We start from the raw sequence: 25,737 nt of genomic DNA, 5'->3' as shown, positions 1-25,737 counted from the left end.
AGTTGTAAGTGCCCCATTGAGTAATTACATATAACCGTTGGCATGCATCATGAAGGACCTCTGTCAACTCAATAGAAGTGTTGCAGTCACCCTCTGCAATCGTCTTGGGGAAACTTCCATGAACCACCCTGAATACACGTTTGCGCAGGGAGCGCTGCACTGGTTATCGGCGTTGATTGTTCTATGGGTAATGTGCGCCGGCTCTTACGCGGCCTTATTCAATGTGTCGGAGAATGTCAGTCTAATTATTATCGACTTGAATATTTCGCTGATGACATTGTTCGTGCCGTTGTTCGTGGCGCGTGTAGGTTTGCGCGTTAACCCTATACGCAAACATTCGCCCAGGCGCAGACCTTTAGTTCGCCGTTTTTTGTGCTTTCTAGCCTGCCTGCTTACGGTAACGCTGGTGGCGGCCGACGAACCTCAGGGCAATGACAATCAAGCTAATGAAAAGTGGCTGGAGCCGGCACGCTCCAAGCTCATGCATGTGAATGGCGCTATGCCGTTCTTTCCGCACCGGGCCAATACCACCGGCAACCTGGTGTTGAATGTGAAGGACTTCGACAATGCCCAGATATGTGGCGCTTGCCATACAGAGATCTACAAGCAGTGGCGCTCGTCGATGATGTCCCAAGCCTGGGATGAACCCATCTATCGGGCCTTGCTCAAGCGTGCGAGCTCGGCCACCGAGGGCAAGGTCGATAACTTCTGCACCGGCTGCCATACCCCGATCGGCCTCACAACCGGGCAGATCAATTCGGAACTCAACCGCTCCTCGATTGAAGACAGCACGAAGAATCATCCGATGCCTGGGGTCGATTGCGAGACCTGCCACAACATCAGTGCCCGCACAGGCCTCGATAACGGTGCCTATGTCTTGAGCCCTCGAGCGCACGGTAAACCGACTAAGTTCGGCCCGCGTAAAGATGCCGTTTCGCCCTATCACGACACCGTGTATTCCGCTCTGCACACGCGCTCGGACTTTTGCGCCACCTGCCACAACGTCACGCACCCGTTCAGCAGTGTGGCGGTCGAGCGCACCTATGACGAATGGCAGGAGAGCACCTACAGCCTTAACGATAAAACCTGCCAGAGCTGCCATATGTCGAGTTTTGCCGGTAAGGCCGCGATCATGGGGCCAGACCGCGAAAAGGTCGCCTCGCACTGGTTTAGCGGAGCCAACGCTATGGTGCTCAAGCATCTCGGTCAGGACGAGGGCGCGCAACGCTCGCGCGACATGCTCTCGCGTGCGGGGGAAATAAAGTTCGAACAACTGCCGGCAGCCATCATGCCCGGGCAATACACCTCGGTAGCGGTCAAAGTTGCCAACGTCGGCGCCGGGCACAAGCTGCCGACCGGCTTTCCGGAGGGACGGGAGATGTGGATCGATTTCCGGGTGCTGGATGCCAATGGTCGCGAGCTCTATCGGCTGGGCTCGATCAAGGACGGCAAGACCGAGGACAACACGCGAAATTTCAAAGTGCACCTGGGCGACAAGGACGGCAATCCGTTGGACGTCGAGGTCTGGAATGCCACGCAAATTCTCTCGGACAACCGCATTCTGCCCCAGGGCTACGATATTCGGGAGTTCTCCTTCATGGTGCCGGCCGACGCCGTCGGGCCGCTCACCGTGACTGCCGAACTGAACTACTGGCCGTTTTCGCAGAAGCTGGCGGACGACCTGGTCGGCAAGGATAAATTGCAGGTGGAAATCACCCAGATGGCCAAAGTCACGCAGAGCGTACCCCTGTCAGCCGTCGGGCCAGAAACTGCGCACTATTAGCTGTGCAGTGTCGACCCCCGCCGCCCCCTGTGATCGCCCCCTAAGCTTTCACAGGGGGCTCATCGCAGAGCGTTGCCACGAACACAGTAGCTATTGCCGCCATCGCCTCGCAATTGAACATGCGCCCACGTATACGCTTCGACTTCAAATGCCCGATTGAGGTCATGGGGGAAGTCATGCAACAGGCCAACGCTGTGCAACATAGCGCTCACACTTCAATGTCATAGCCGTGTTGCACTCAGCTCCTGCAATCGACCAACGTTACCGTTATTTAATATTTAAATAGTAAATTGTCGGACAATTACCGAGAGGGCTGAACGATAAATAATATTTAGACCCAAGAGTCATTGTTTGCTGGGCATAACCGGAACAACGCAATTTGGCGTCAAAAAAGTAGTGGACGTTTGATTTCGAATTGTGTCAGTTTTCTTTCGCCTTCATCGGGCGAGTGATGGGACGACCTCGCCAGAGAGTGTCGCTGTCATACAAAATCTGTTCCATTGCAAACAAGGAAGTGCGTTTATGTCGAAAGTAAAAGACAACGCTATTGCATTGGCCGCGCAGACAAGTACCGCCTTGAATATCGGCACCTTCAGCCAGTTCAGTTCGCAGCAGAAGGCTCAGGCAGTGCTCGCTATGCAATCGTGGGCAGACGTAGCGAACGTCACGTTCGCGGAAGCGAGCTCAGGTGGCGACGGTCACATGACCTTCGGCAACAACAGCAACGGTGACAACGGCGGTGCGGCATTTGCTTTCTTGCCAGGCTCGGCGCCTGGCTACGACGGCCAATCCTGGTACCTGCTCTACCACGCCACTTTGAAATCAGGAACAGTACTTATTCTGCAACGCACTCAGTAATAGAGCACACCTGTAAGCTGAGTGTTGTCAGCGATGACTATATAGGTTCGCCCGCCATTCATGCGCAGCAGGTAATTAACTAGCTGGAGCACTATGTTGTCTGACAATAGTGTTCATTCGGCTGCACGCTTTAAACATCCAATAGCGTTTCGGCGCGTGTGCGGACAGTCTATTGAACCCTCGCCGAACTACCGCGCGGGATATGAGCTCAGGGAAGACTAATGAAGATGGCGAAGACCACTCCTGCTGCACCGTTGTTCAAAGCACTGGGCGATTATAAAAATACCCTGATCAGCGTCGGTTGTTTCACCGCGTTAATCAACGTGCTGATGTTGGTACCGTCGATTTATATGCTTCAGGTCTATGACCGGGTGCTTTCTTCGCAGAACGAAACCACGCTGGCCATGTTGACCTTGATGGTGGTCGGCTTCTTCGCGTTTATCGGTTTGCTGGAAATCATCCGCAGCTTCATCGTCATCCGCATCGGCAGCCAGTTGGAGCGGCGCTTCAACCTGCGGGTCTATCAAGCCGCGTTCGAGCGCAACCTGTTCAAGGGCGAGGGCAATGCCGGGCAGTCGCTGGGGGATCTCACCCACATCCGCCAATTTGTCACGGGACCGGCGCTGTTCGCGTTCTTCGACGCACCGTGGTTTCCGGTTTATCTGTTGGTGATTTTTTTGTTCAACACCTGGCTCGGTGTGCTGGCCACGGCCGGTGCTTTGCTGCTGATCGCGCTGGCCTGCCTCAACGAAGCCATGACCAAAAAGCCGCTGGGTGAAGCCAGTGGCTATTCGCAAAAATCCAGCCAGTTGGCCACCAGTCATTTGCACAACGCTGAAACCATCCAGGCCATGGGCATGCTCGGGGTGTTGCGCAAACGCTGGTTCGCGGTGCATTCACGTTTTCTCGGTTTGCAGAATCAGGCCAGCGATACCGGCGCGGTGATCAGCTCTCTCAGCAAAACCCTGCGCTTGTGCCTGCAATCACTGGTGCTGGGGTTGGGCGCTTTGCTGGTGATCAAGGGCGACATGACGGCCGGGATGATGATTGCCGGCTCGATCCTGATGGGGCGGGTCTTGAGCCCGATCGATCAATTGATCGCGGTGTGGAAGCAATGGAGTTCGGCGAAGCTGGCCTACCGGCGCCTGGACAGCTTGCTGCAAGAGTTTTCGCCCCGCGACAGCGCCATGGCCTTGCCGGCCCCCAAAGGTCAGGTGGCTTTCGAACAGGTCAGCGCCGGCCCACCGGGCAGCCGTGCGGCGACCTTGCATCAGGTCAGTTTCAGCCTGGCGGCGGGCGAAGTACTGGGGGTACTCGGCGCATCCGGTTCGGGCAAATCCACATTGGCGCGTGTGCTGGTGGGCGTCTGGCCGACCCTGGCCGGCACGGTGCGCCTGGACGGTGCCGATATCCATCGCTGGAATCGAGATGATCTGGGCCCTTACATCGGTTATCTGCCTCAGGACATCGAATTGTTCAGCGGCAGCATCGCCGAAAACATCGCACGCTTTCGCGACACCGACCCACAAAAAATCGTCGAGGCGGCCCGGCAAGCGGGTGTTCACGAACTGATTCTGCGCCTGCCCCAAGGCTACGACACGCTATTGGGGGAGGACGGCAGCGGCCTGTCCGGTGGTCAAAAGCAGCGCGTGGCGTTGGCCCGCGCCCTGTATGGCGGTCCGAGCCTGGTGGTACTCGATGAGCCGAACTCGAATCTGGACACCGTTGGTGAGTCGGCCTTGGCGGCCGCCATTGCGCAGATGAAAGCCCAAGGCACCAGCGTGATTCTGGTGACACACCGTTCTTCGGCGTTGGCCCAGGCCGACAAGCTGCTGGTGCTCAACGAAGGGCGACTGCAAGCCTTCGGCCCCAGCCATGAAGTGCTCAAGGCGTTGTCCGGTGCTCAGGAACAGCAGCGGGAAAAACCCCCGTCCCCCACACCGGCCGGGCTCAGCCTGAGCCGTCAGTATCAAGCTCCAACCAGGAACTCCGGCGCATGAGCAAGGACAGCGACATGACAATCGAACAAGTTGATGCGCCGGAGCGACCTGAACGCGACGCACGCTTTTTTGCCCGAATGGGCTGGATTCTGGCCGTGGTCGGTGCCGGCAGTTTCTTTACCTGGGCCAGTCTCGCACCGCTCGATCAGGGGATTCCCGTGCAGGGCACTGTGGTGGTTTCTGGCAAGCGCAAAGCCGTACAGTCGTTGAGCGGCGGCGTCGTCAGCCGGATTCTGGTGCGCGAAGGCGAGGCGGTGAAGCAGGGGCAGCCGTTGTTTCGGCTGGATCAGACGCAGGTCGCGGCCGACGTTCAATCCCTGCAAGCGCAATACCGGATGGCCTGGGCCAGCCTGGCGCGCTGGCAGAGTGAGCGCGACAACCTCAAGCAGGTCAGTTTTCCGGCTGAGTTGAGCAGCGACCCCGACCCGCGACTGGCGTTGGTGCTCGAAGGCCAGCGGCAACTGTTCAGCAGCCGCCGTGAAGCCTTCGCCCGGGAGCAGGCCGGCATACGCGCCAACATCGAAGGCGCCACCGCGCAACTGGCCGGCATGCGCCGCGCCCGCACCGATCTGAGCGCGCAGGCCGAGTCCCTGCGTGAGCAACTGAACAACCTGCGACCGCTCGCGGCCAACGGCTACATTCCGCGCAATCGCTTGATGGAATACGAACGACAGTTGTCGCAAGTGCAGCAGGACCAGGCGCAAAACACTGGCGAAAGTGGCCGCATCGAGCAGGGCATTCTTGAGTCGCGCTTGAAGCTGCAACAACACACTGAGGAGTACCAGAAAGAAGTCCGCAGCCAACTGGCTGACGCGCAACTGAAAAGCCTGACCCTGGAGCAGCAGCTCACCTCTGCTGGTTTTGATCTGCAACACAGCCAGATCGATGCGCCTGCCGACGGCATTGCGGTGAACCTCGGCGTACACACCGAAGGCGCAGTGGTGCGGCCCGGCGAAACCCTGCTGGAAATCGTGCCCCAAGGCACCCGTCTGGAGGTGGAAGGGCATCTGCCGGTGAACCTGATCGATAAGGTCGGTGGCAACTTGCCGGTGTACATTCTGTTCACCGCGTTCAACCAGAGCCGTACACCCCGTGTACCCGGCGAGGTCAGCCTGATCTCCGCCGACCAAATGGTCGATGAGAAAACCGGTGTGCCCTATTACGTGCTGCGCAGCAGTGTCAGTGATGTGGCCATGGAGAAACTCAACGGGCTGGTGATCAAACCCGGCATGCCGGCGGAAATGTTTGTGCGCACCGGTGAGCGTTCACTCCTCAATTACTTGTTCAAACCTCTGCTCGATCGGGCAGGCTCCGCATTGACCGAGGAATAGGAATGTTCCGTCGTATGAGTTCCGTCGTATGAATAAGCTTTCCATTCTCGCGGCAGCCTTGGCGTTCCTGTCTTGCAGCAGTGCGATGGCCATGGGGCCGTTCCAGGTCTATGAGCAGGCATTGCGCAATGATCCGGTGTTTCTTGGCTCCATGAAGGAGCGCGATGCCGGCCTGGAAAACCGCGCCATCGGCCGCGCCGGGTTGCTGCCGAAATTGGGTTACACCTACAACAAGGGTCGCAACAACTCCAAGGCGACCTACCTGGACACCCAGCGCGGCACCCAGCATGACGATCGCAACTACAACAGTTACGGCTCGACGTTCACCCTGCAACAGCCATTGATTGATTACGAGGCCTACGCCTCCTACCGCAAAGGCGTGGCCCAGGCACTGTTCGCTGACGAAAACTTTCGCAGTAAAAGCCAGGAGTTGTTGGTGCGGGTGCTGACGTTCTATACCCAAGCGCTGTTCGCGCAGGATCAGATCGACATCGCCCAAGCCAAGAAGAAAGCCTTCGAACAACAGTTCCAGCAGAACCAACAGATGTTTCGTCAGGGTGAGGGCACTCGCACCGACATTCTCGAGGCCGAATCGCGCTACGAACTGGCGACCGCCGAGGAAATCGAGGCGCGCGACGAGCAGGACGCCTCCTTGCGCGAATTGGGCGCGCTGATTGGCGTGCCCGCGGTCGACATCGCCGATCTGGAGCCGATGGGCGATCGGTTCCAGTCGTTCACTTTGCAACCGGCCAATTTCGATACCTGGCATGAACTGGCGGTCACCAACAACCCGACCCTCGCGTCCCAGCGTCAGGCGCTGGAAGCCGCCCGGTTCGAGGTCGAGCGCAATCGCGCAGGGCACATGCCCAAGGTCAGCGCCTATGCCTCTGTCCGGCAAAACGAGTCGGAAAGCGGCAACACCTACAACCAGCGCTATGACACCAACACCATTGGCATCGAAGTCAGCGTGCCGCTGTATGCCGGCGGTGGTGTGTCCGCCTCCACTCGTCAGGCCAGCCGTTCGATGGAGCAAGCCGAGTACGACCTCGATGCGAAAACCCGGGAAACCCTGATCGAACTGCGGCGCCAGTTCAGCGCCTGTCTGTCCGGGGTCAGCAAGTTGCGGGCGTACCAGAAAGCCCTGAGTTCAGCCGAAGCACTGGTGGTCTCTACCAAGCAAAGCATTCTCGGCGGCGAGCGGGTCAACCTCGACGCCTTGAATGCCGAGCAACAGCTCTACACCACCCGCCGGGATCTGGCCCGGGCTCGCTACGACTATTTAATGGCCTGGACCAAATTGCATTACTACGCCGGCACCCTGCGTGAAGACGATCTGGCCAAGGTCGACGAGGCATTCATGCCCCGTGAAGTGACCCTAACCGGCAAGTGAAAGGGAAAAAACTGCTGCGTGAGCTATCTCGAAAAATTCCAACAAAGAGAGAGGCAATACCATGGGTGTCTATGACTACAAAAACCTCGGTTCAGAGGGCTCAAAAGCGCTGTTTTCCGATGCGCTGGCGATCACGCTTTACGCCTACCACAACCTCGATAACGGCTTTGCCACCGGTTACCAGCACAACGGTTTCGGCCTGGGCCTGCCGGCGACGCTGGTCACTGCGTTGATCGGCGGCGCCGACTCTCAGGGTGTCATTCCAGGCATCCCGTGGAACCCTGATTCGGAAAAAGCCGCACTGGACGCCGTGCACAAAGCCGGCTGGACGCCGATTAGCGCAGGCCAACTGAGCTATGGCGGCAAGGTCGACGCACGCGGAACCTTCTTTGGTGAAAAGGCCGGTTACACCAGTGCTCAGGTCGAAGTGCTCGGCAAGTACGATGCAGGCGGACATCTGACCTCGATCGGCATTGCCTTTCGCGGCACCAGCGGCCCACGAGAATCACAGATCAGCGACTCCATCGGCGACGTGATCAACGACCTGATGGCGGCCCTTGGGCCAAAAGACTATGCGAAGAACTACGCCGGCGAAGCCTTCGGTTCACTGCTCAACGACGTGGCGGCGTTTGCCAGCGCCAACGGCCTGACCGGCAAGGACATCCTGGTCAGCGGCCATAGTCTCGGCGGTCTGGCGGTCAACAGCCTGGCAGACCTGAGCAGCGATCATTTTTCGGGTTTTTACAAAGACGCCAACTACGTGGCCTACGCATCGCCGACCCAAAGCAGCACCGACAAAGTGCTGAATGTTGGCTATGAGAACGATCCGGTGTTCCGCGCGCTGGACGGCTCGTCGCTCAACCTGTCATCGCTGGGCGTGCACGATGCCCATCAGGATTCGGCGACCAACAATATCGTCAGCTTCAACGACCACTATGCGTCCACGGCCTGGAACATCCTGCCGTTTTCCATCGTCAACGTCCCGACCTGGATCTCCCATCTGCCCACCGGTTACGGCGACGGCATGACTCGGGTGCTTGAATCGAAGTTCTATGATTTGACGAGCAAGGACTCGACCATCATCGTCGCCAACCTCTCGGATCCGGCGCGCAGCAATACCTGGGTCCAGGACCTGAACCGCAACGCCGAGACCCACAAGGGCAGCACCTTCATCATCGGCACTGACAGCGCAGACCTGATTCAAGGCGGTAGCGGCAACGATTATCTCGAAGGCCGCGACGGCAACGACACCTTCAGGGACGGCGGCGGTTACAACATCCTGCTCGGCGGCAAGGGCAGCAACACCCTGGACCTGCAGCAGTCGGTGAAAAGCTTCGACTTCGCCAACGACGGTGCCGGGACGCTGTATGTCCGCGATGCCAACGGCGGCATCAGTATCACCCGTGACATCGCCACCCTGACCAGCAAGGAGCCTGGGTTCATGTGGGGCCTGTTCGAGGACGACGTGACCCACAGCGTTACTGACAAAGGGCTGCTGGCCGGCACCACCCTGACGCAGTACGCGTCATCGGTGAAGGGCGATGCGGGCGACAACACCCTCAAGGCGCACGCTGGCGGTGATTGGCTGTTTGGCCTGGACGGCAACGACCACTTGATCGGTTCCACAGGCAACGACGTCTTCGTCGGCGGCGCGGGCAATGACCTTATGGAGTCGGGAGGCGGTAGCAATACTTTCGTGTTCAGTGGTGATTTCGGCAATGACAAAGTCATTGGCTTCCAGTCCACTGACAAGCTGGTATTCCTGGGTGTCGAAGGCGTGGGCCAGAGTTATGACTACCGAGAGCATGCCACCGCGGTGGGCAGCGATACGGTGCTGACCTTTGGCAGTGATTCGGTGACGCTGGTCGGTGTTGGACTGGATCATCTGTCCGGCGCGGGGATTGTCATCGCCTGACGCAGCGAACATGTGTGGCGCCGGTAAGGGCCTCATCGCGAGCAAGCTCGCTCCCACATTAGATCTTCGTCGAGCACAGATTTTAAGTACACCAACGATCCAGTGTGGGAGCGAGCTTGCTCGCGATGAACGATAACGCGGTCTCAGGATTCATTTTTCCTTGCGGACGGTGGCGACATCATCCGCCTTGACCTTTACGTGTTTACCCGAGATGTCTACGAATTCGTAAAAGCCATCCCCGTTTTTGGTTTTCGGAGTGTCCTTGGTCAGGTACTGAGTGCCATTCTGCAGGGTCACTACCGTCGGTGAGGAGCAACCACCCAATGCCAGAAGCGCCGCTACTGCCAAGGGCAAGCCCAAGACTCTGATATTCATACACAAACCTCTCGTTCAAAAAAAGTCATCCGACCCCCTCGGCTGGAGAGCGTCATGAATGCAGTGCTATTGGCGTTGGTGTAATTAACTGAGAGAAAGTTCTCTCCAGTCAGAAAAAACCTGATGCCCGGCCGCTTATCCAATACTGTTTGCAAGCGCAGGGGGTGAGCTGGTATCTGTATGCATAACCAGTATCTCATTCTTTGGCGCGCTCGATCTGTGACTTCCAACCCGCTCGACGATCCGTTCTATTACCTGAACAACTTTGTGCAAGTGCTCGCCTGGCTTGAGCAGCGTTATGCCGACGTGCTGAGCAGCGATGAGCAGCAGTTCATTCTCGACTTCGGTCAATTGCCTCGAGCGTCACAAGGGTTGCTCGTGCGAATGGTGATGCGCAAAGGCGTGCGTTTTCGGGCAGGCAAACTGCGCTACGACGAAATCGGTGAGGTTACGCCTGCGGTGGCACCCTTGCTGGATCTGGGTTGGGTCGATGAGCAGGCGCTGTTGTCGATCGAAGAGCTGTTCGACGTCCTGCAGAAGCCGGAAATTCTCCAGATTTTCAGAACGGCCATCGATCAGCTAAAGGCCAAAAAGCCCGATTGGCTCGCGTCTTTAAGCGGGCAGTTCAGCGAGGCGCAATCGTTCAAGCAATGGTGTCCGTCGCTGGAGGACCGACTCTTTACGCTGACCATCATGGGTCTTTGCGATCGGCTGCGGTTGATGTTCTTCGGCAACCTCTATCAGGACTGGTCGGAATTCGTGTTGGCCGACCTGGGCATATTTACCTACGAAAAAGTCGAATTTTGCGCTGAGTCCCGTGGCTTGCGCAGCCGTGACGACGTGGATGGTTTTCTGTACCTGCACGATTGCCAAGAGCGTTTCGAAGCCAGCGAGCCGTTGAACGAGGTTGTTGAGCGCATCAATGCCCTGGAGACGGCCAACCCCTGGCTTGAAAGACGCCGCGCCCGGCTACTGTTCCAGATTGGCCAACACTGCGAGCGAATCGCCGACTTTTCGACAGCCCTGACCCTTTATCGCACCTGTGGTTATCCCGGCGCGAGGCTGCGTTTGATCCGCGTGCTTGAACGCAGTGGCGAGTATCCATTGGCAATGGAGCTGGCCAGCCATGCCGAGCAATGCCCGGAAAGCGCCGCCGAACAACAGCAACTGCTACGCGTCCTGCCACGGCTGCGACGCAAGCTCGGGGGGCCGCCGATGCCTCGGGCGGTCGCGCGGGATACGCTGCGACTGGACCTCAGCCTGCCGAGGACCGATCCGGCGTTATCGGTCGAATACCATGTTCAGGCTCACCTCAGTGAAGCGTTGGCGCCGGTGCACTATGTCGAGAACAGCCTGATCAATTCATTGTTCGGATTGCTGTGTTGGCCGGCGATCTTTGCGCCGTTGCCGGGGGCGTTTTTTCACCCGTTTCAACGAGGCCCGGTCGACCTGCTCAACGAGGACTTTCATTCGCGGCGCGCCGAGCTGTTCCAGGCTTGTCTGGCCGAACTGGACGATGGCCGTTACGCCGAGACCATCCGCAATCGTTACGCCGCCAAGTGGGGCGTGCAGTCGCCCTTCGTGTTTTGGGGTGTGTTAACGGATGACTTGCTCGAACAGGCCCTCGATTGCTTGCCGGCCGAACACCTCAAACACTGGTTCAATCGCTTGCTGCTGGACATCAAGGCCAATCGCGCCGGCATGCCGGACCTGATCCAGTTCTGGCCGCAGCAAAAGACCTACCGCATGATCGAAGTCAAAGGCCCGGGGGATCGCCTGCAAGATAACCAGTTGCGCTGGCTGGAGTTCTGCCAACAGCATCAGATGCCGGTGGCCGTCTGTTATGTGCAATGGGCGGAGCAGGGCGCGTGAGCTACAGCATCGCGGTGCGTGCCTTGTGCGAGTTCACGGCCAAGGTCGGCGATCTCGACTTGCGCTTTACCCCCTCACCCACGGCACTGGAAGGCATTGTTGGCCACCGCACCGTCGCCTCGCGGCGTAACCAGGGTTATCAAACCGAAGTCGCGCTGGAGGGCCAGTACCAGCAATTAACAGTGCGGGGCAGGGCGGACGGCTATGACCCCAGCCAGAACCTGCTCGAGGAAGTGAAAACCTACCGCGGCGACCTGGGCCTTATGCCGGCCAATCATCGTCAGTTGCATTGGGCGCAGGCAAAGGTCTATGGCTGGTTAATGTGTCAGAAACTGCAGTTACCGCAGATCAGCCTGGCGCTGGTGTATTTCGATATCGTCAGCGAAAAGGAAACCCGGCTCGTAGAGGTCTGCAGCGCCTCCGAGCTGGAGCTTTTCTTCAATCATCACTGCGGGTTGTTTTTGCAGTGGGCCGAGCAGGAGATGAGCCACCGCGACGGTCGTAATCAGGCCGCGCAGCTGTTGCGTTTTCCCCACGCCGACTTTCGCCCCGGGCAACGAAACCTGGCGGAATCGGTGTTCAAAGCCGTGAGCACCGGCCGTTGCCTGATGGCCCAGGCACCCACCGGCATTGGCAAGACCGTCGGCACGCTATTTCCGATGCTCAAGGCGTTGGCGCCGCAGCAACTGGACAAGGTGTTTTTCCTGACGGCCAAGACGCCGGGTCGCAAACTTGCGCTCGATGCTGCCCGGGTAATCCATGACAGCGCACCCAATCTGCCGTTGCGAGTGCTCGAACTGGTGGCGCGAGACAAGGCCTGTGAACACCTGGACAAAGCCTGTCACGGTGAGTCCTGCCCGTTGGCGAAGGGCTTCTATGATCGTCTGCCAGCGGCCCGGGAAGAGGCCACGCAGGTGCAGTTATGGGATCAGGGCAACCTGCGACACATTGCTTTGAAGCATGAGGTCTGCCCGTACTACCTGAATCAGGAAATGGCCCGTTGGGCCGATGTGGTGGTTGCCGACTACAACTACTATTTTGACTTCAGTGCCTTGTTGTTTGGTCTGGCACAAGCCAATCAGTGGAAGGTCGCGGTGTTGGTCGACGAGGCCCATAACCTGGTGGACCGCGGGCGGCAGATGTACAGCGCAAGCCTTGATCAATTCACCTTGAACACGGTGCGCACTAACGCGCCAGAGCCGTTGAAGAAGTCCTTGCAGCGGCTGAACCGTGAATGGAATGCCTTGCATAAAGAGCAGATCCGTCCGTATCAGGCCTATGCCCGGACGCCGGATAAACTGCTTCAAGCGCTTTCGTTGTGCATCGCAGCCATCGGTGATTACCTGAATGATCATCCTCAGGGGCTGGACAGCGCGCTGCAAGGTTTCTATTTCGAGGCGCTGCAATTCTCCCGGGTCGCCGAACTGTTCGATGAGCAGTTCCTGTTCGATATCAGCAAACGCGACCTCAACGCCAAGCGCAGCGTGTCGCAGCTCTGTTTGCGCAACGTAGTACCCGCCGGTTTTATTCGTCCACGGCTGACGGCGGCTCGCAGTACCGTGCTGTTTTCCGCGACCCTGAGCCCTCGGCATTACTATGCCGACCTGTTAGGTCTACCGGTGAACACCGTATGGATCGATGTCGAGTCGCCGTTCACGGCCGAGCAATTGGACGTGCACATCGTCAGCCAGATTTCCACGCGCTTCGTGCACCGACAAGCGTCGCTTGAGCCCATTGTCGAATTGATCGCCACTCAGTTTGAACAACGGCCAGGCAACTACCTGGCGTTCTTCAGCAGCTTCGATTATCTGCAGCAGGTGGCGTTGTTATTGGCTGACCGATATCCGCACATCAACCTGTGGTCGCAGTCGCGGGGTATGGACGAAGGGCAGCGTCAGGCTTTCCTGGAGCAGTTCACCACCAGCAGTCAGGGGATTGGCTTTGCGGTGCTCGGCGGAGCATTTGGCGAAGGTATCGACCTGCCGGGCGCGCGGCTGATCGGCGCTTTTATCGCCACTCTTGGGCTGGCGCAATTGAACCCGGTCAACGAGCAACTGAAGCAGCGCATGGCGGCGATTTTCGGTGCCGGTTATGACTACACCTACCTGTTTCCCGGCGTACAGAAAGTCGTACAAGCCGCCGGCAGGGTGATCCGCACGGAGCAAGATCGCGGCGTGGTGATGTTGATCGATGACCGTTTCGCCGAAGCCAAGGTTCAGCAATTGCTCCCGCGCTGGTGGTCGGTCAGCGAATTGCCGTCAGATCCGGGGAAGACTGTTTAAACAGTTCTAGAGACCCTTTTTCGTTCAAATATCGCCACCCACTCACTCGCAAATCGGTGACGGTCCATCCGGCCGGCGGGCGTTCACGCCGCAGGTTGGTTTCAAAATCTGCGAAAACGCACCATTTTCAGAAGCGCCCTACAGCCCGCTGCGCAAAGAATTGTTAGCCTGCCGGCAATCACGCTCTTCGGCCAAGGATGCGCCGAACTAGATGCGTCCCGGCGTCTTTTCGCCGCACTTTTGCTTAAGGACAAGCGTATGTTCGCGCCGGCTAATTCTGCGCATTTCGAACTACAGATCCCCTTCGTTCGCCACGACTTCAAGGTTCTGGCCTTCGAGGGCACTGAAGCCATCAGCACCCTATATGCGATTCACATCGAACTGGTCAGCGAAAACCCTGATTTCGACCTGGAAAGCTTGCTCAGCCAGCCGGCGTTTCTCCAGTTCGGCCTGAATGGCGAGGGCCTGCACGGGCGGATTGAAAATGTTCGCGTCGGGGAGGCTGGTAAACGCCTGACGCGCTATGCGCTCATCCTGGTGCCGGCGCTGCATTACTTGCAGTTCAGCCACAATCAGCGGATTTTCCAAAACCTGACCGTGCCGCAGATCGTCGCCCAAGTGCTTAAGGGTCACGGCATTCAGGCCGATGCGTATTGCTTTAAAGTCGATGCCAGCGCGAAGCGCGAATACTGCACCCAATACGGTGAAAGCGATTTCGAGTTTGTGCAGCGCCTGTGTTCGGAGGATGGCATTTCCTGGCACCACCGGCATGGCCAGGACGGCCACCTGTTGGTGTTCACCGACCACCAGTCCTATTTCCTTCTACTGGGCGACACGCCCTATCAGCAAGACAGCGGCATGGTCGCGGATCACCCCGTCGTCAGTCAGTTCTCCCAGTGCTTCAGCACCCGCACCAGTAAGGTGAGCGGCCGGAACCACAACTTCAAGCGCCCAAACCTGTTGCAGGAAAGCCAATTCACCGCCAAGTTCAGTCCAACGCTTGAGGACTACCGTTACCCGCTGCTGATGGACAACCGGGAACGTGGCAAGGTCCTGGCCAAACAAGCTCTGGAACGCCATCGCGCCGACTACCAGTTGGCCGAGGGCAAAAGCGACCAACCGATACTGCGCAGCGGTTACCTCTTCAAACTGACCGAGCATCCACGTTCGAAATGCAACGATTTGTGGCTGCTGCTGAGTGTGACCCATGCCGGCAAACAGCCACAATCACTTGAGGAAGCGATCACCCACGACGCCAAACCTGAAGACGGTTTTACCCAAGGCTATCGCAATACCTTCAGCGCGATTCCGTGGGACGTGTTCTACCGTCCGCCGCTGGTGATGCGCAAACGTCTGCTGGTCAGCCAGACCGCCCGCGTCACCGGTCCAGCCGGAGAGGAAATTTTTTGTGATGAGTTTGGCAGGGTCAAGGTCCAGTTTTTTTGGGACCGCGCCGAACTCAACAGCGACAAGAGCAGTTGCTGGTTGCGCGTATCCTCCAGCTGGGCCGGACTGGATTTTGGTGCAGTAACCCTTCCACGTGTCGGGATGGAAGTCATAGTGACCTATAGGGAAGGGAATCCAGACTTACCCTTAATCACTGGGTGCGTGCCGAATGCCCTCACGCCAGCACCCCACCCGTTGCCAGCGAACAAAACCAAAACTGTGCTGCGCAGCCAAAGTTCCCCCCGCACGGGCGGTTACAACGAACTGATGATTGAAGACCGTGCCGGGCAGGAAAAAATCTACCTGCGTGCCGAACGCGACTTCGAGCAGCTGATTCGCAACAACAGCGACAGCCAGATCGACAACAACCGCTCTGAACAGGTCGGACGCAACAGTGCCAGCCTGATCAAGGGCGACGAACTGCACACCACTCAAGGTCTGCGTAACACGGTGATTGGGGGCAATGAACTGATCTCCATCACCGGCAGCAGTAGCACCGCGGCGGGCGGTACGGTGGTGATTAAAGCGGGTACTCAGGCGCATGTCACCGCCACCAACGTGGTGATAGATGCCGGCATGAGCCTGACGCTCCAGGCCGGTGGCCAGCACATCGTCATCACTCCAGGCGGGATCTTCAGCAGCGTGCCCATCGTCCAGGGCGGTGCACCGCTGGCCGGCATTGCGCCGCTACAGGCGGCTGAGGCGCTGGACAACGAAACGCGAGCCATCATCGCCATTCCTCAGTCCCTCCTGACGACCACTAAACAACTGGCATCGGACGACTGCCCACTTTGCGAGGCTTGCCGCAATGGTCTGTGCAGCATTGGAGAAAATGTATGAATGCGCTTGAACAATGGTTGCACGCCCAAGGCTCGCTGGGACGATACCTGTACCTGGTGCTGGATTCCGACGGCCAGCTCGATGAGCGCAATGCGTTGATCAACACGTTGAACGCTGAGCAGTACCGCAACCTGTACGTTGGCACGCCGGCAGACTCACTGGCGAAAACAGGGCCGTACCTGTTTCAGATGGATTCGGTCGAGCATCCGGCCCTCCAGACACTGCTCAAGACGCCTGAGCGTCATTGGGGTTGGCTGGCCAGTGCTGAAAACACAGACCTGGATGCGCTGACTGCGCATTGGCACGACCGCCTGCTGACCGGCGAGCGACCCCATCAGGCACTCTATCGGTTTCACGACAACCGTGTACTGGGTCGTGCCCTGGCCTACCTGCAACCTGAACAGCGGCCTGATTATCTCGGGCCGATGGCCAGCGTGTGTTACTGGCAGGCTGAGCAATGGACCGTCACCGACAATCCAGGCCCTGGCCCGCACCCATTGCCGGCAGACCCCGCGTGGCGCAATACCCCCACGGCAGAGGCCACCTTCAAGGGCATCCAGTTCGATAACACTCGCCGCTACCTGATGTCTGAGCACACCGACAGCGTGGTCAGCCTTGCCGAGCAACAGGACGTCGATACCTGGCTGCGCGACCAGCTGGAATTGGCCCGCACCTGGGGCTGGCAAGAACCCGACAGTATCCATGTCTTGCTGACAAAGACCCTGCAAGCACCGGGTTACGTCGCGCCGAAGTCCTGGTTGCCTAAGCCCCACGAAAACCCGGCAGCACACTTTGAGCGGGTGTATCAGGAAGTGTTGTTTTGGCAGGGAGATGCCCGCGTATGAAACGAGTCGTTCAACGCCTGACCCTCGGCAGTTGTCTGGCCCTGACCGTGGGTTGTTCGGCCACCGGCAGATCAGACAGTTTTACCTTCAGCGCGGATCTACCACCCAACTTTGTTTACAAAGCCACTGCCGTTTACGTACCCGCCAAAGGCGAAACGTGCACCGTACCCGGTGGGAAAAATACCCAAGTCGTTTTTAATCGTAAGTGGCGTAAGGAATACAAACAAAACTCTGAAGTATTGCTGCACCGAACAGTGAGTGGCTGCCCATTGACGCTGTATAGCGTGGACTTGGATGTCAACGCGACCTACGGCAAAGACACGAGTGACTTTGGGAGTGATTTTGGAAAAATTGCAGTGCGAAATGAGTTAGGTACACGGGACAAAGGCACCTTCAGCGCCGCCGGCGAAAGCGAGTTCTCCGGTCAGTGCCAGTGGCTGTTTCGCACAATAGGGCCTCAGCGCTACATTGCCAAAATCCTCGACTGCAAAAACACCGATGCACAGGGCGTTGTCACCAAAGGCCATCCGTTTGCGGCGTACACCCTCGATCAGCTCCCGGGCAAAACCGTGCGGCTGAAAATCAAGCTGGCCGATGAGGAAAGACCTTATATGAAGGACACCTGGGTCAAGGTGCCCAACGGCTGGAAGCGCTGCATGGGCGACAACTTTGAAGATCAATACGCGTTTTGTTACGGCAATTACACCGATTTCAGCACCTTCAGAATGCCCGATGGGCGTCACTGCACGATTTACCCCGGCTGCACCGAGAACAAGGAAGTGACCCCATGACGCACCACGAAGCGCTGTTTTGGCAGGGAGATGCTCGCGTATGAAACGAGTCATTCAAAGTCTGATCTTCGGCAGTTGCACGGCCCTGACCGTGGGCTGTTCGGCCACCGGCAAGACGGACAGTTTTACCTTCACTGCTGACTTGCCGCCGAGCTTTGCCTACAAAGCCGTTGCGACCTACATCCCGGCCAAGGGCGAGACCTGTTCTGTTCCCGGCGGAAAAAATACTCAAGTTTCTTTTAATCGGGAGTGGCGAACTGAGTACAAAGCCGACGCTGAAATACTGCTGTATCGCACGGTCAGTGGCTGTCCACTGGCGTTGTACAGCGTGAAACTGGATATCAACGCGACCTACGGTAAAACGTGGGGCGACTTTGGCAGCGACTTTGCGAACGTGGCAGTGCGCGAGACATTGCTGGAAACATCCAAAGGCACCTTCAACGCCGCCGGCGAAAGCGAGTTCTCCGGTCAGTGCCAGTGGCTGTTTCGTACATCGGGTAAACCTCGAATCTTGAGGAAAATCCTCGACTGCAAAAACACCGATGCGCAGGGCGTCGTCACCAAAGGCCATCCGTTTTCGGCGTACACCCTCGATCAGCTCCCGGGCAAAACCGTGCGGCTGAAAATCAAGCTGGCCGATGAGGAAGAGCCCTACATGGGCGATACCTGGGTCAAGGTGCCCAACGGCTGGAAACGCTGCATGGGCGACAATTTTGAAGACCAGGATGCGTTTTGCTTCGGCAATTACACCGATTTCAGCACCTTCAGAATGCCCGATGGGCGTCACTGCACGATTTACCCCGGCTGCACCGAGAACAAGGAGGTGACCCCATGACTCTGCCAGAACACCATAGGCCGTTTATGGGGGGCAAGATCCTGGCCTGCCCCATGCGCGGCCACTCAACCAGCTTTCAATTGGTGGACGAGTTTGGCAGCGGTCAGCCCTATGCCGGGCTGACCTACGAGGTCACCGATTACGAAGACATTGTTTACACCGGCAAACTGGATGCCACCGGTTCCGGCAAGGTGACCAACCACTACTGTGGCCCGGTGATACTCAAGCTGAATAAGCCCTACGAAGGGCAAGACAAAACATATGTGCGCTTGAGAGAAAGAAAGCATTACCCGCTGCCCATAACTGAACTGCAAGTACGTGCCGAAAAAACCCGCTTTTTCAACAAAGCGGGCCTGCGCACGCAGGCCAACCCGGCTCAAGACAAGGCCGGTGCCGGCGCTTACTACCAGGTTGAGGTGAGTGAGCTGGTGAAGCATATGGCGCACCTGCCGCCGCTGGCCGAGCGTGGTTTTCCGCCCAAGGCCCATGTGCTGTCGATGATGCGCCAGCAATCGGACGTGGCCATGGAAATGCTGGGGGGTGGTCCCAGGCCGCCCAGGTTGTATGGCGTTGGCCTGTTGCCGAATACACACCATGTGCTGGAAGTGCGTCCGCTTCGGGCCTTGCGTCCGATGCTCTCGACCCATAACGATTTCTGCGCGCTCAACCTGTACCAACTGGCACTGATGGCCACCCTGAGTTACACGCCGTTTGGGCAGGTTCCTGATAGCCAACCGGTAGAGACCGACCGGGTAAAATTTCCGTTGCAGCCCAGCAGCGGTAACTGGTTTGGGCATGCCTTGCCCAAGGCCGATGAACTCTGGCGAGTCGACGCCGGGCAAAAACCGGAGAAGCCGTACTACCCGCTGTACGAAGAGGTGCCGTACTCCAGGCGTTTGGAAATCGTGCCGTTTGATCCTGAACTGTACCCGGAAGTGAATGCCCCCACATTAGGCAGGGAGCAGGAAAATCCGGCCAACATTCACTCCTTTGATGACAGCAAGGATGATGAGGGGACGGATACGCAAGCCTATATCACGCATCACGATGAGCTGATTTTGATTGCTGTGCGTGGCACGAATGAGATGCCGTGGGACCTTCTGAGGGATATCGATGCGCAGCAAGTGCCTTTTGAGGAAGGGGTAGGTCAGGCGCATCGCGGATTTTATCTGGCCGCGAAAGCCATTCGGGGCTTCGTGGTCACCTACCTGGATAAATTCTACAGCGGGCAAAAACTGATCATTACCGGGCATAGCCTCGGCGGGGCCGTAGCGTTACTGCTGGCTGAAATGCTGCGGCGCAGGGCGGAACAATACGACATTCTGCTCTACACCTACGGCGCCCCACGAGCGGCTGACGAAACCTTTGTAAAAGGCGCCGCTACGCTAAAGCATCACCGCATGGTCAATCACAACGACCCGATACCGAGCGTCCCGGGGACCGGCATGGACACCAAACCAACGGTGTTTGTCACCGGCCTCGTCGTCAGCTTTGTGAACACGCCCCTGGGTGTGGCGATGTTCCTCGCGGGGGTGAGCAACCTCAGTGGTGCACCGTACGCGCACCACGGCACCTTGCATCACTTTATGCCGGTGAGATTTGAGGATGGCCGCCAGTCTTCGATCCTCTGGGAGCCGGGTTGCGACAGTATTGCCCATCACGCCTGTCACGAAGTGCTCCAGCACGTGAACGGGCTGCCGACTCGTCGAGCCTTTGAGCCCGCCTTTTACATACTCAATCACTTGATGGTCGGGGGCTACGTTCCCAATAGCTGGGCCACGCTGCGCCGTTGGCAGGAGTCGCAAGAGCTGCAACGCAGTCTGGTGACGCCGCGAGAGTTTGACTGGGTGAATAACGCCTTGCAGAGCATGAGCAGGCAGTTGCTCACGTTCTCCAGAGAAGCCCGATCCGATGCGTATAGGCGTCTCCACGAGAAAGCGTTCACAGCACTCAGCGTTGAAATCGACAAACTGGAAGGGACGCGAACGCGCCTGGAGAAGTTGCGTTATAAAAGTGCCAGCGAGGTGGATGTTTACGGTCAGTTCGCAACCCAACCCGAGGTGTTGGCAGAGTCCCTACCGCGCTGGAAGGCGCATACCCTCAACACTGCGCCCGAGCAACTGGCGATGACGCCACCGGAAGTCATTCGCATCGTAAGAGGGCACGTGATCGGCGCGCCCTACCACCTGGATATTGATTCGTTCACCTGAATCCTATGGCCACGAGCAGCGCGGTGTTCACGCTGCTTGTGGGCCAATCGATGCGTGTCTTCCAGCCAACTGATGCGTTCGTTCGTCACCTGCACGAACGGCTTTAACCGCATAAACGATAGATCTTTGACATGACCGAACCCACGCTTAAAACCATTGAAGGTATGCAGCAGTTGGCCCGTACGCGGGGAGGACTGTGCCTGTCCGACACCTATTACAATCTGTCTACCCGACTGTCCTGGCGCTGCGCGCAGGCTCATGAGTGGTTGGCGGACCCTTACCGCATTATTCGCGGGAGTTGGTGTCCCGTCTGCGCGCGCCTGCAACGACGTGACACCCTGGAGACGGCGCAGCGTATTGCCGGGGAACGGGATGGCCTCTGTCTATCGACCCACTACGAGTCGCGTGTGCCTATGGAGTGGCAGTGCGCGCTGGGCCATCGCTGGCAGGCGACATTGCCGAGCATCAAACAGGACTCCTGGTGCCCTGCCTGTGCCCATGTAGGCCGACGCGATACGCTGGAAGCGATGCAGCAGATTGCACGCCAGCGAGGCGGGCACTGTTTGTCCCTGGCCTATGTCGACAGTGCGAGCGCCTTGCTCTGGGAGTGCGGCCAAGGGCATCGCTGGGAAGCGGTTCCCGCCAGTGTCAAACACCGTAGCTGGTGCCCTGTCTGTGCCAGGACGGCGCGCTGCAATACCCTGGAAAGCGTTCAGGCCATTGCCCGACAGCACGGCGGCGAATGTTTGTCCTCACGCTACATCAATGGCGTCACCCCCCTTACCTGGCGTTGCGCACAGGGCCATACCTGGGAAGCCGGACCAGCCAACATCGTGCACGGCGCCTGGTGCCGCCAGTGTTATTACGACAGCATGCGCAGCAACATCAAAGCCATGCAGGCCATGGCCCAGGCACGTGGTGGACGTTGTCTTTCAGAGCATTACGTCGACTCGCAAACCAAGCTGCAGTGGATGTGCAGTCTCGGTCACACCTGGCCAGCGATGCCTCACACCATTACGCAGGGCTGTTGGTGTCCGCTGTGCTCGTTTCTGGCCAAGTGTCGCAATAGCAAAAAACGGCGAAAGTATTTGCCGGTTCGATAGGAATTCTACTCACTGGAGGATGCGCAAAGCGCGGCCGCCAGGGCGATCAGGCTTTTGGCAGGTAAATTCATAGCATCGTGACCCACTCCTGTGCAAAGCGATAACAGTCGCCTGGCCAGCGCGCGGTGAGCAGATTGCCGTCGCGGACCACAAAACCCCGCTGCAGGTTCTGCGCCGAATCACGCAATGGCAGTAGCGGCCCGGTCTGGAAATCGTCAGGTCTGGCCAGGGCGGCTTTCACTTCCTCCTCAACCGTTTGCGTATAGGTGCGGTAGTAGCGACCGAGCAACGGTGCTGTCACCGCCCAGGCCAGCAACTCCATGTTTTTCACCAGCGCGGTTACCTTGCGTCCGTGCAGCACCGAGCGACCGGTCTCAGGGTCCAGGGTTCGGGCCAGCAGCAGTACCCCGTGGCAGACGGCGGCGACCGGTTTGTTCGCGGTGAAGAAGTGCAGGGCAATCTGCTTGGCCAGCGCCGACTCCAGCAAGCTGCGCATGCCGACGGCATGGCCACCGGGAATCACCAGCCCGTCGAATTGGCTGGGGTCGACATCGGCGTAAGCCAAGGGTTTACGGAATGCATCGTCGACGATCATGGCCTGGTAGTGCTGAAGATCGGCATCGCGCGTCATCAGGAATGGGTTCAGCAGACCGAAGCCGATTTCGACCAGCCGCGAATCCGCGTAGGCCGGCAAGCCAAGGGGAGTGGCGAAACGCACGTCGATACCGGCCTGGCGGAGCGCCTGCCAGGGCACGCTGCTTTCGGTGGGGTCGTAGTCGGCCTGGGGTAACAGGAAGAGGATCATTCAGGCTTTCTCCGTCGTCACGTCGTGTGAGGTGTGGTCGCTCACATCAGATTCAATCCAAGCGTCTATGCTGACGTGGTTGCTTAAGGGAAATCCCCTTAAACTAGACACAATATTGCCAAGCTTTAAAGGAATAGATCTTCAATATGTCTCGGTCGAGCCTATGACATCTTCTCCCGACTGGATCATCTGCGAGCACTGCGACTCGGTGTACACGGCTGTACCTCTGGCCAAAGGTCAGACCGCACGTTGCGTCCGTTGCAAAGCAATTCTGGGCCGTGGCGGTCAGCTCAGCATTCAACAACTGCTCGCGCTGTCCATCAGCGCGGCGCTGCTGTTCGTCTTCGCCAACGCGTTTCCGGTCATGTCCATCAGCCTGCAAGGCCTGAGTAATCAAGCGACGTTATGGCAGTCTGTGGAGGCCCTGGCGCAGGGACAAATCAGCGTGATTGCAGCAGTGGCGGGGCTGGCAATCATCCTCGCGCCGATGCTGCAAATCATCTTGTTGTGCTGGGTGCTCAGCTTTGCCCTGGTCAGGCGCGCGGCTCCCGGGTTCAAAGCCTGCATGCGCGCCCTGGAGCAGCTGCGCCCCTGGAGCATGCTCGAAGTGTGTTTGCTGGGGATTCTGGTGGCCATCATCAAACTGGCCGGCATGCTCGATGTGCATCCGGGTCTCGGGCTGTGGGCGCTGGCCATGCTGACCGTGCTGATCATTCTGATTTCGGGCAAAGGTATCCGTCGGCTGTGGAAGGACCTGGAGGGCGTTATTCCATGAGCATGCCGCCCTATGCCAGCGAAATGAATCTGGTCCTGTGTCATACCTGCGGCCAGGTCTGCCCATCGTCGGACGCGATCTGCTCTCGCTGCGACGCTCCACTGCATCGACGCAAACCCAATAGCCTTGCCCGCACCTGGGCACTGTTGTTGGCCAGCATGATCTGCTACATCCCGGCCAACGTGATGCCAGTGATGTACACCAACATCTTTGGCAACGGCGCCGAGAGCACCATTATCGGCGGGATCATGGAGTTCTTGCACGCAGGCGAGTGGGACCTTGCGTTGCTTATTTTCATTGCCAGCGTGGCGGTGCCGTGTATGAAGTTTCTGGTGTTGGGTATGTTGCTGATCACCTGTCAGCGCCGCAGTCGCTGGGCCATGCGCGAGCGGGCCAAACTTTATCGGATGATCGAGGTGGTGGGTTACTGGTCCATGCTCGATGTGCTGGTGGTGGCCCTGATCGCCGCCCTGGTGCAGTTTCGCTCGCTGAGTACCATTGACCCGCGGATGGGCATTCTATTCTTTGGTTTGGTGGTCGTACTGACGATGTTCGCTGCCATGAGTTTTGATCCCCGGCTCATCTGGGACGCAGAGGTTGAAAATGCCTGATCACCCAAGTTCTACCGCAACGCCGGCTCCAGGCGCCCCTGAGGTCAAACGCAGACGTTTCAACATATCTCTGGTGTGGGTGGTGCCGATTGTTGCGGCGTTGATCGGGTTGTCGATGGTGGTGCATAACGCCAGGCAAGCGGGGCCGCAGATCACGGTGAGCTTTCTGACTGCCGAGGGGCTGGAGGTCAACAAGACCCAGGTCAAATACAAGAACGTGGTGATCGGCAAGGTCACCTCGATTGCCTTGAGAGAGGACCGCAGCCGCATTGACGCCACGATCGACCTGGACGCCTCTGCCAATTCCTTTGCTTCCGAGGACTCGCGTTTCTGGGTGGTGCGCCCGCGTATCGGCGCTGGCGGTGTTTCGGGGATCGACACTCTGTTGTCCGGCTCCTTTATCGGGGCCGATGCCGGCGCATCGGACAAGACCAGAGATAACTTTGTCGGTCTGGAAACCCCACCGCCCATTACCTACGGCGAAAAAGGCACGCGTTACATCTTGAATACCGACAACCTTGGCTCGCTGGATATTGGTTCCAGCGTCTACTACCGGCGCATCCCGGTGGGTGAGGTGGTGTCCTATAAACTCTCCGAGGACGGCAAAGGCGTCGAAGTACAGATCTTCGTCCACGCCCCGAACGACAAATTCGTGACTCGCGATACACGGTTCTGGAACGCCAGTGGCGTCGATGTCAGCGTGAGCGCCGAAGGCCTGAAGGTGAACACCCAGTCGGTGTCATCGATTCTGGCCGGAGGTGTCGCATTCGTTGAACCCAAGTACAGCCCCAATCCCCAGGTGGCTGAAGAGAACACCACGTTTTCCCTCTTCAATGATCAGGAAACCGCCATGGCTCCCGCCGATGGCGAGCCACGCTACATCCGCATGCGCTTCGATCAGTCCTTGCGCGGCCTGGCGGTTAACGCTCCGGTGGAATTTCACGGAGTGAACCTGGGCCGGGTGGTATCGATTGACCTGGACTATGACGAGGTCAAGAAAGATTTCCCCACTATCATTGGCGCCGTGATTTATCCCAACAGACTGGGTAAGGCCCATGAAAAAATATTGAAAGACCGGGACGCCAACGATGACACCCTGGCAGTACAAGTGATGGCTGGACTGGTCGCGAAGGGGCTCAGGGCGCAGGCCCGAACCGGCAACCTGCTCACCGGCCAACTCTACATTGCCCTGGACTTTGCCCCCAACGCCAAACCGGTGAACTTTGACCTGGCGGCGCGGCCGGTCGAGATTCCAACGATACCGGGCAGCCTGGACAAACTTCAGGAGCAGCTGCAAGGCATCGTCGACAAGATCAGCAAACTGCCGCTCGATCAGATTGCCAACAACCTGAATAACAACCTTGGCGAGCTGCAGAAGACTCTGAAACAGGTCAATGGTGAAGTGCTGCCGCACGTGCGCGATACCCTGGTGGAGACCAGAAAAACCATGGCCTCGGCCAATGAGAGCGTCTCCGAAGAGTCACCGCAACGCCAGCAATTTGGTCAGGCGATGGAAGAGGTTCAGCGTACCGCTCGTTCAGTGCGGGTGCTGACCGACTTCCTGAGCCGGCATCCCGAGTCACTGATCCGCGGGCGTATCAAAGACAACCAGCCTGACAGCTATAAATCGTCGCCTTCGTCCTCTCGAGACATTGACCAGGAATGAACAC

At 58.2% G+C, this 25,737-nt stretch carries 18 protein-coding genes and 2 pseudogenes; 18 read left to right on the top strand and 2 right to left on the bottom strand.

What is annotated here, in order from left to right:
* Nucleotides 1-118 precede the first annotated feature (118 nt).
* From ACN1C3_RS05700 to ACN1C3_RS05670, 7 genes and pseudogenes are all read left to right on the top strand, one after another.
* Nucleotides 119-1,783, top strand: a complete 1,665-nt coding sequence (locus tag ACN1C3_RS05700) for a multiheme c-type cytochrome (RefSeq protein WP_419114817.1) — start codon at nucleotides 119-121, stop codon at nucleotides 1,781-1,783.
* Between the two features lie 98 nt (nucleotides 1,784-1,881).
* Nucleotides 1,882-2,010 (top strand): annotated as a pseudogene (locus ACN1C3_RS05695) (IS30 family transposase); the annotation flags it as partial.
* A 355-nt stretch (nucleotides 2,011-2,365) separates the two neighbouring features.
* Nucleotides 2,366-2,584: pseudogene (locus tag ACN1C3_RS05690) on the top strand (serine 3-dehydrogenase); the annotation flags it as partial.
* 278 nt (nucleotides 2,585-2,862) lie between these two features.
* Nucleotides 2,863-4,641 carry a type I secretion system permease/ATPase gene (locus ACN1C3_RS05685; protein WP_419114816.1) on the top strand — a complete coding sequence of 593 codons (1,779 nt, stop codon included), beginning with the start codon at nucleotides 2,863-2,865 and terminating at the stop codon, nucleotides 4,639-4,641.
* The gene (locus ACN1C3_RS05680) at nucleotides 4,638-5,972 is read left to right on the top strand and encodes an HlyD family type I secretion periplasmic adaptor subunit (RefSeq protein WP_419114815.1); all 1,335 of its coding nucleotides are present in this window, start codon (nucleotides 4,638-4,640) and stop codon (nucleotides 5,970-5,972) included. The genes ACN1C3_RS05685 and ACN1C3_RS05680 overlap by 4 nt, the downstream gene beginning before the upstream one ends.
* A gap of 28 nt (nucleotides 5,973-6,000) precedes the next feature.
* Nucleotides 6,001-7,362 carry a TolC family outer membrane protein gene (locus ACN1C3_RS05675; protein WP_419114814.1) on the top strand — a complete coding sequence of 454 codons (1,362 nt, stop codon included), beginning with the start codon at nucleotides 6,001-6,003 and terminating at the stop codon, nucleotides 7,360-7,362.
* 61 nt (nucleotides 7,363-7,423) lie between these two features.
* Nucleotides 7,424-9,277: a polyurethanase gene (locus ACN1C3_RS05670; RefSeq protein ID WP_419114813.1), complete on the top strand. Its 1,854-nt coding sequence runs from the start codon at nucleotides 7,424-7,426 to the stop codon at nucleotides 9,275-9,277.
* Nucleotides 9,278-9,427: 150 nt separating this feature from the next.
* On the opposite strand, the gene ACN1C3_RS05665 is transcribed toward ACN1C3_RS05670, so the two are convergent.
* Entirely contained in the window at nucleotides 9,428-9,652 is a 225-nt protein-coding gene (locus ACN1C3_RS05665; RefSeq protein ID WP_419114812.1) for a YgdI/YgdR family lipoprotein, read from the bottom strand.
* 180 nt (nucleotides 9,653-9,832) lie between these two features.
* On the opposite strand from ACN1C3_RS05665, the gene ACN1C3_RS05660 reads away from it, so the two are divergent.
* From ACN1C3_RS05660 to ACN1C3_RS05625, 8 genes are all read left to right on the top strand, one after another.
* Nucleotides 9,833-11,524 carry a VRR-NUC domain-containing protein gene (locus tag ACN1C3_RS05660; protein WP_419114811.1) on the top strand — a complete coding sequence of 564 codons (1,692 nt, stop codon included), beginning with the start codon at nucleotides 9,833-9,835 and terminating at the stop codon, nucleotides 11,522-11,524.
* Nucleotides 11,521-13,806, top strand: a complete 2,286-nt coding sequence (locus ACN1C3_RS05655) for an ATP-dependent DNA helicase (protein ID WP_419114810.1) — start codon at nucleotides 11,521-11,523, stop codon at nucleotides 13,804-13,806. Before ACN1C3_RS05660 ends, ACN1C3_RS05655 begins: the two co-directional genes overlap by 4 nt.
* A 258-nt stretch (nucleotides 13,807-14,064) precedes the next feature.
* Nucleotides 14,065-16,092, top strand: coding sequence for a type VI secretion system tip protein TssI/VgrG (tssI, locus tag ACN1C3_RS05650; RefSeq protein WP_419114809.1), 2,028 nt, complete (start codon nucleotides 14,065-14,067; stop codon nucleotides 16,090-16,092).
* Complete coding sequence (locus ACN1C3_RS05645; protein ID WP_419114808.1) at nucleotides 16,089-16,937, top strand: DUF4123 domain-containing protein; 849 nt, start codon at nucleotides 16,089-16,091, stop codon at nucleotides 16,935-16,937. Before tssI ends, ACN1C3_RS05645 begins: the two co-directional genes overlap by 4 nt.
* On the top strand, nucleotides 16,934-17,728 hold the full coding sequence (locus ACN1C3_RS05640) for a hypothetical protein (protein WP_419114807.1): 795 nt from the start codon (nucleotides 16,934-16,936) through the stop codon (nucleotides 17,726-17,728). Before ACN1C3_RS05645 ends, ACN1C3_RS05640 begins: the two co-directional genes overlap by 4 nt.
* A 40-nt stretch (nucleotides 17,729-17,768) precedes the next feature.
* Nucleotides 17,769-18,563 (top strand): hypothetical protein, encoded by a 795-nt coding sequence (locus ACN1C3_RS05635; RefSeq protein ID WP_419114806.1) that lies wholly within the window; start codon nucleotides 17,769-17,771, stop codon nucleotides 18,561-18,563.
* Nucleotides 18,560-20,773, top strand: a complete 2,214-nt coding sequence (locus ACN1C3_RS05630) for a lipase family protein (protein WP_419114805.1) — start codon at nucleotides 18,560-18,562, stop codon at nucleotides 20,771-20,773. The genes ACN1C3_RS05635 and ACN1C3_RS05630 overlap by 4 nt, the downstream gene beginning before the upstream one ends.
* A 131-nt stretch (nucleotides 20,774-20,904) precedes the next feature.
* Nucleotides 20,905-21,876, top strand: coding sequence for a hypothetical protein (locus tag ACN1C3_RS05625; protein WP_419114804.1), 972 nt, complete (start codon nucleotides 20,905-20,907; stop codon nucleotides 21,874-21,876).
* Between the two features lie 67 nt (nucleotides 21,877-21,943).
* Here the strand turns inward: ACN1C3_RS05625 and ACN1C3_RS05620 are convergent, their stop codons facing one another.
* Nucleotides 21,944-22,681: a DJ-1/PfpI family protein gene (locus ACN1C3_RS05620; protein WP_419114803.1), complete on the bottom strand. Its 738-nt coding sequence runs from the start codon at nucleotides 22,679-22,681 to the stop codon at nucleotides 21,944-21,946.
* Nucleotides 22,682-22,844: 163 nt separating this feature from the next.
* Between ACN1C3_RS05620 and ACN1C3_RS05615 the strand changes: the two genes are divergently transcribed.
* The 3 genes from ACN1C3_RS05615 to ACN1C3_RS05605 are packed head-to-tail and all read left to right on the top strand — an operon-like array spanning nucleotide 22,845 to nucleotide 25,733.
* Complete coding sequence (locus ACN1C3_RS05615; RefSeq protein WP_419114802.1) at nucleotides 22,845-23,456, top strand: paraquat-inducible protein A; 612 nt, start codon at nucleotides 22,845-22,847, stop codon at nucleotides 23,454-23,456.
* Complete coding sequence (locus ACN1C3_RS05610) at nucleotides 23,453-24,067, top strand: paraquat-inducible protein A (RefSeq protein WP_419114801.1); 615 nt, start codon at nucleotides 23,453-23,455, stop codon at nucleotides 24,065-24,067. The genes ACN1C3_RS05615 and ACN1C3_RS05610 overlap by 4 nt, the downstream gene beginning before the upstream one ends.
* The gene (locus tag ACN1C3_RS05605) at nucleotides 24,060-25,733 is read left to right on the top strand and encodes an intermembrane transport protein PqiB (protein ID WP_419114800.1); all 1,674 of its coding nucleotides are present in this window, start codon (nucleotides 24,060-24,062) and stop codon (nucleotides 25,731-25,733) included. Before ACN1C3_RS05610 ends, ACN1C3_RS05605 begins: the two co-directional genes overlap by 8 nt.
* The last annotated feature ends 4 nt before the right edge of the window (nucleotides 25,734-25,737 follow it).

Source organism: Pseudomonas sp. H11T01, assembly GCF_048515765.1.
Taxonomy (GTDB): domain Bacteria; phylum Pseudomonadota; class Gammaproteobacteria; order Pseudomonadales; family Pseudomonadaceae; genus Aquipseudomonas.
Note: the sequence above shows the minus strand (reverse complement) of the source record. Positions and strands in the feature narration are given on the sequence as shown.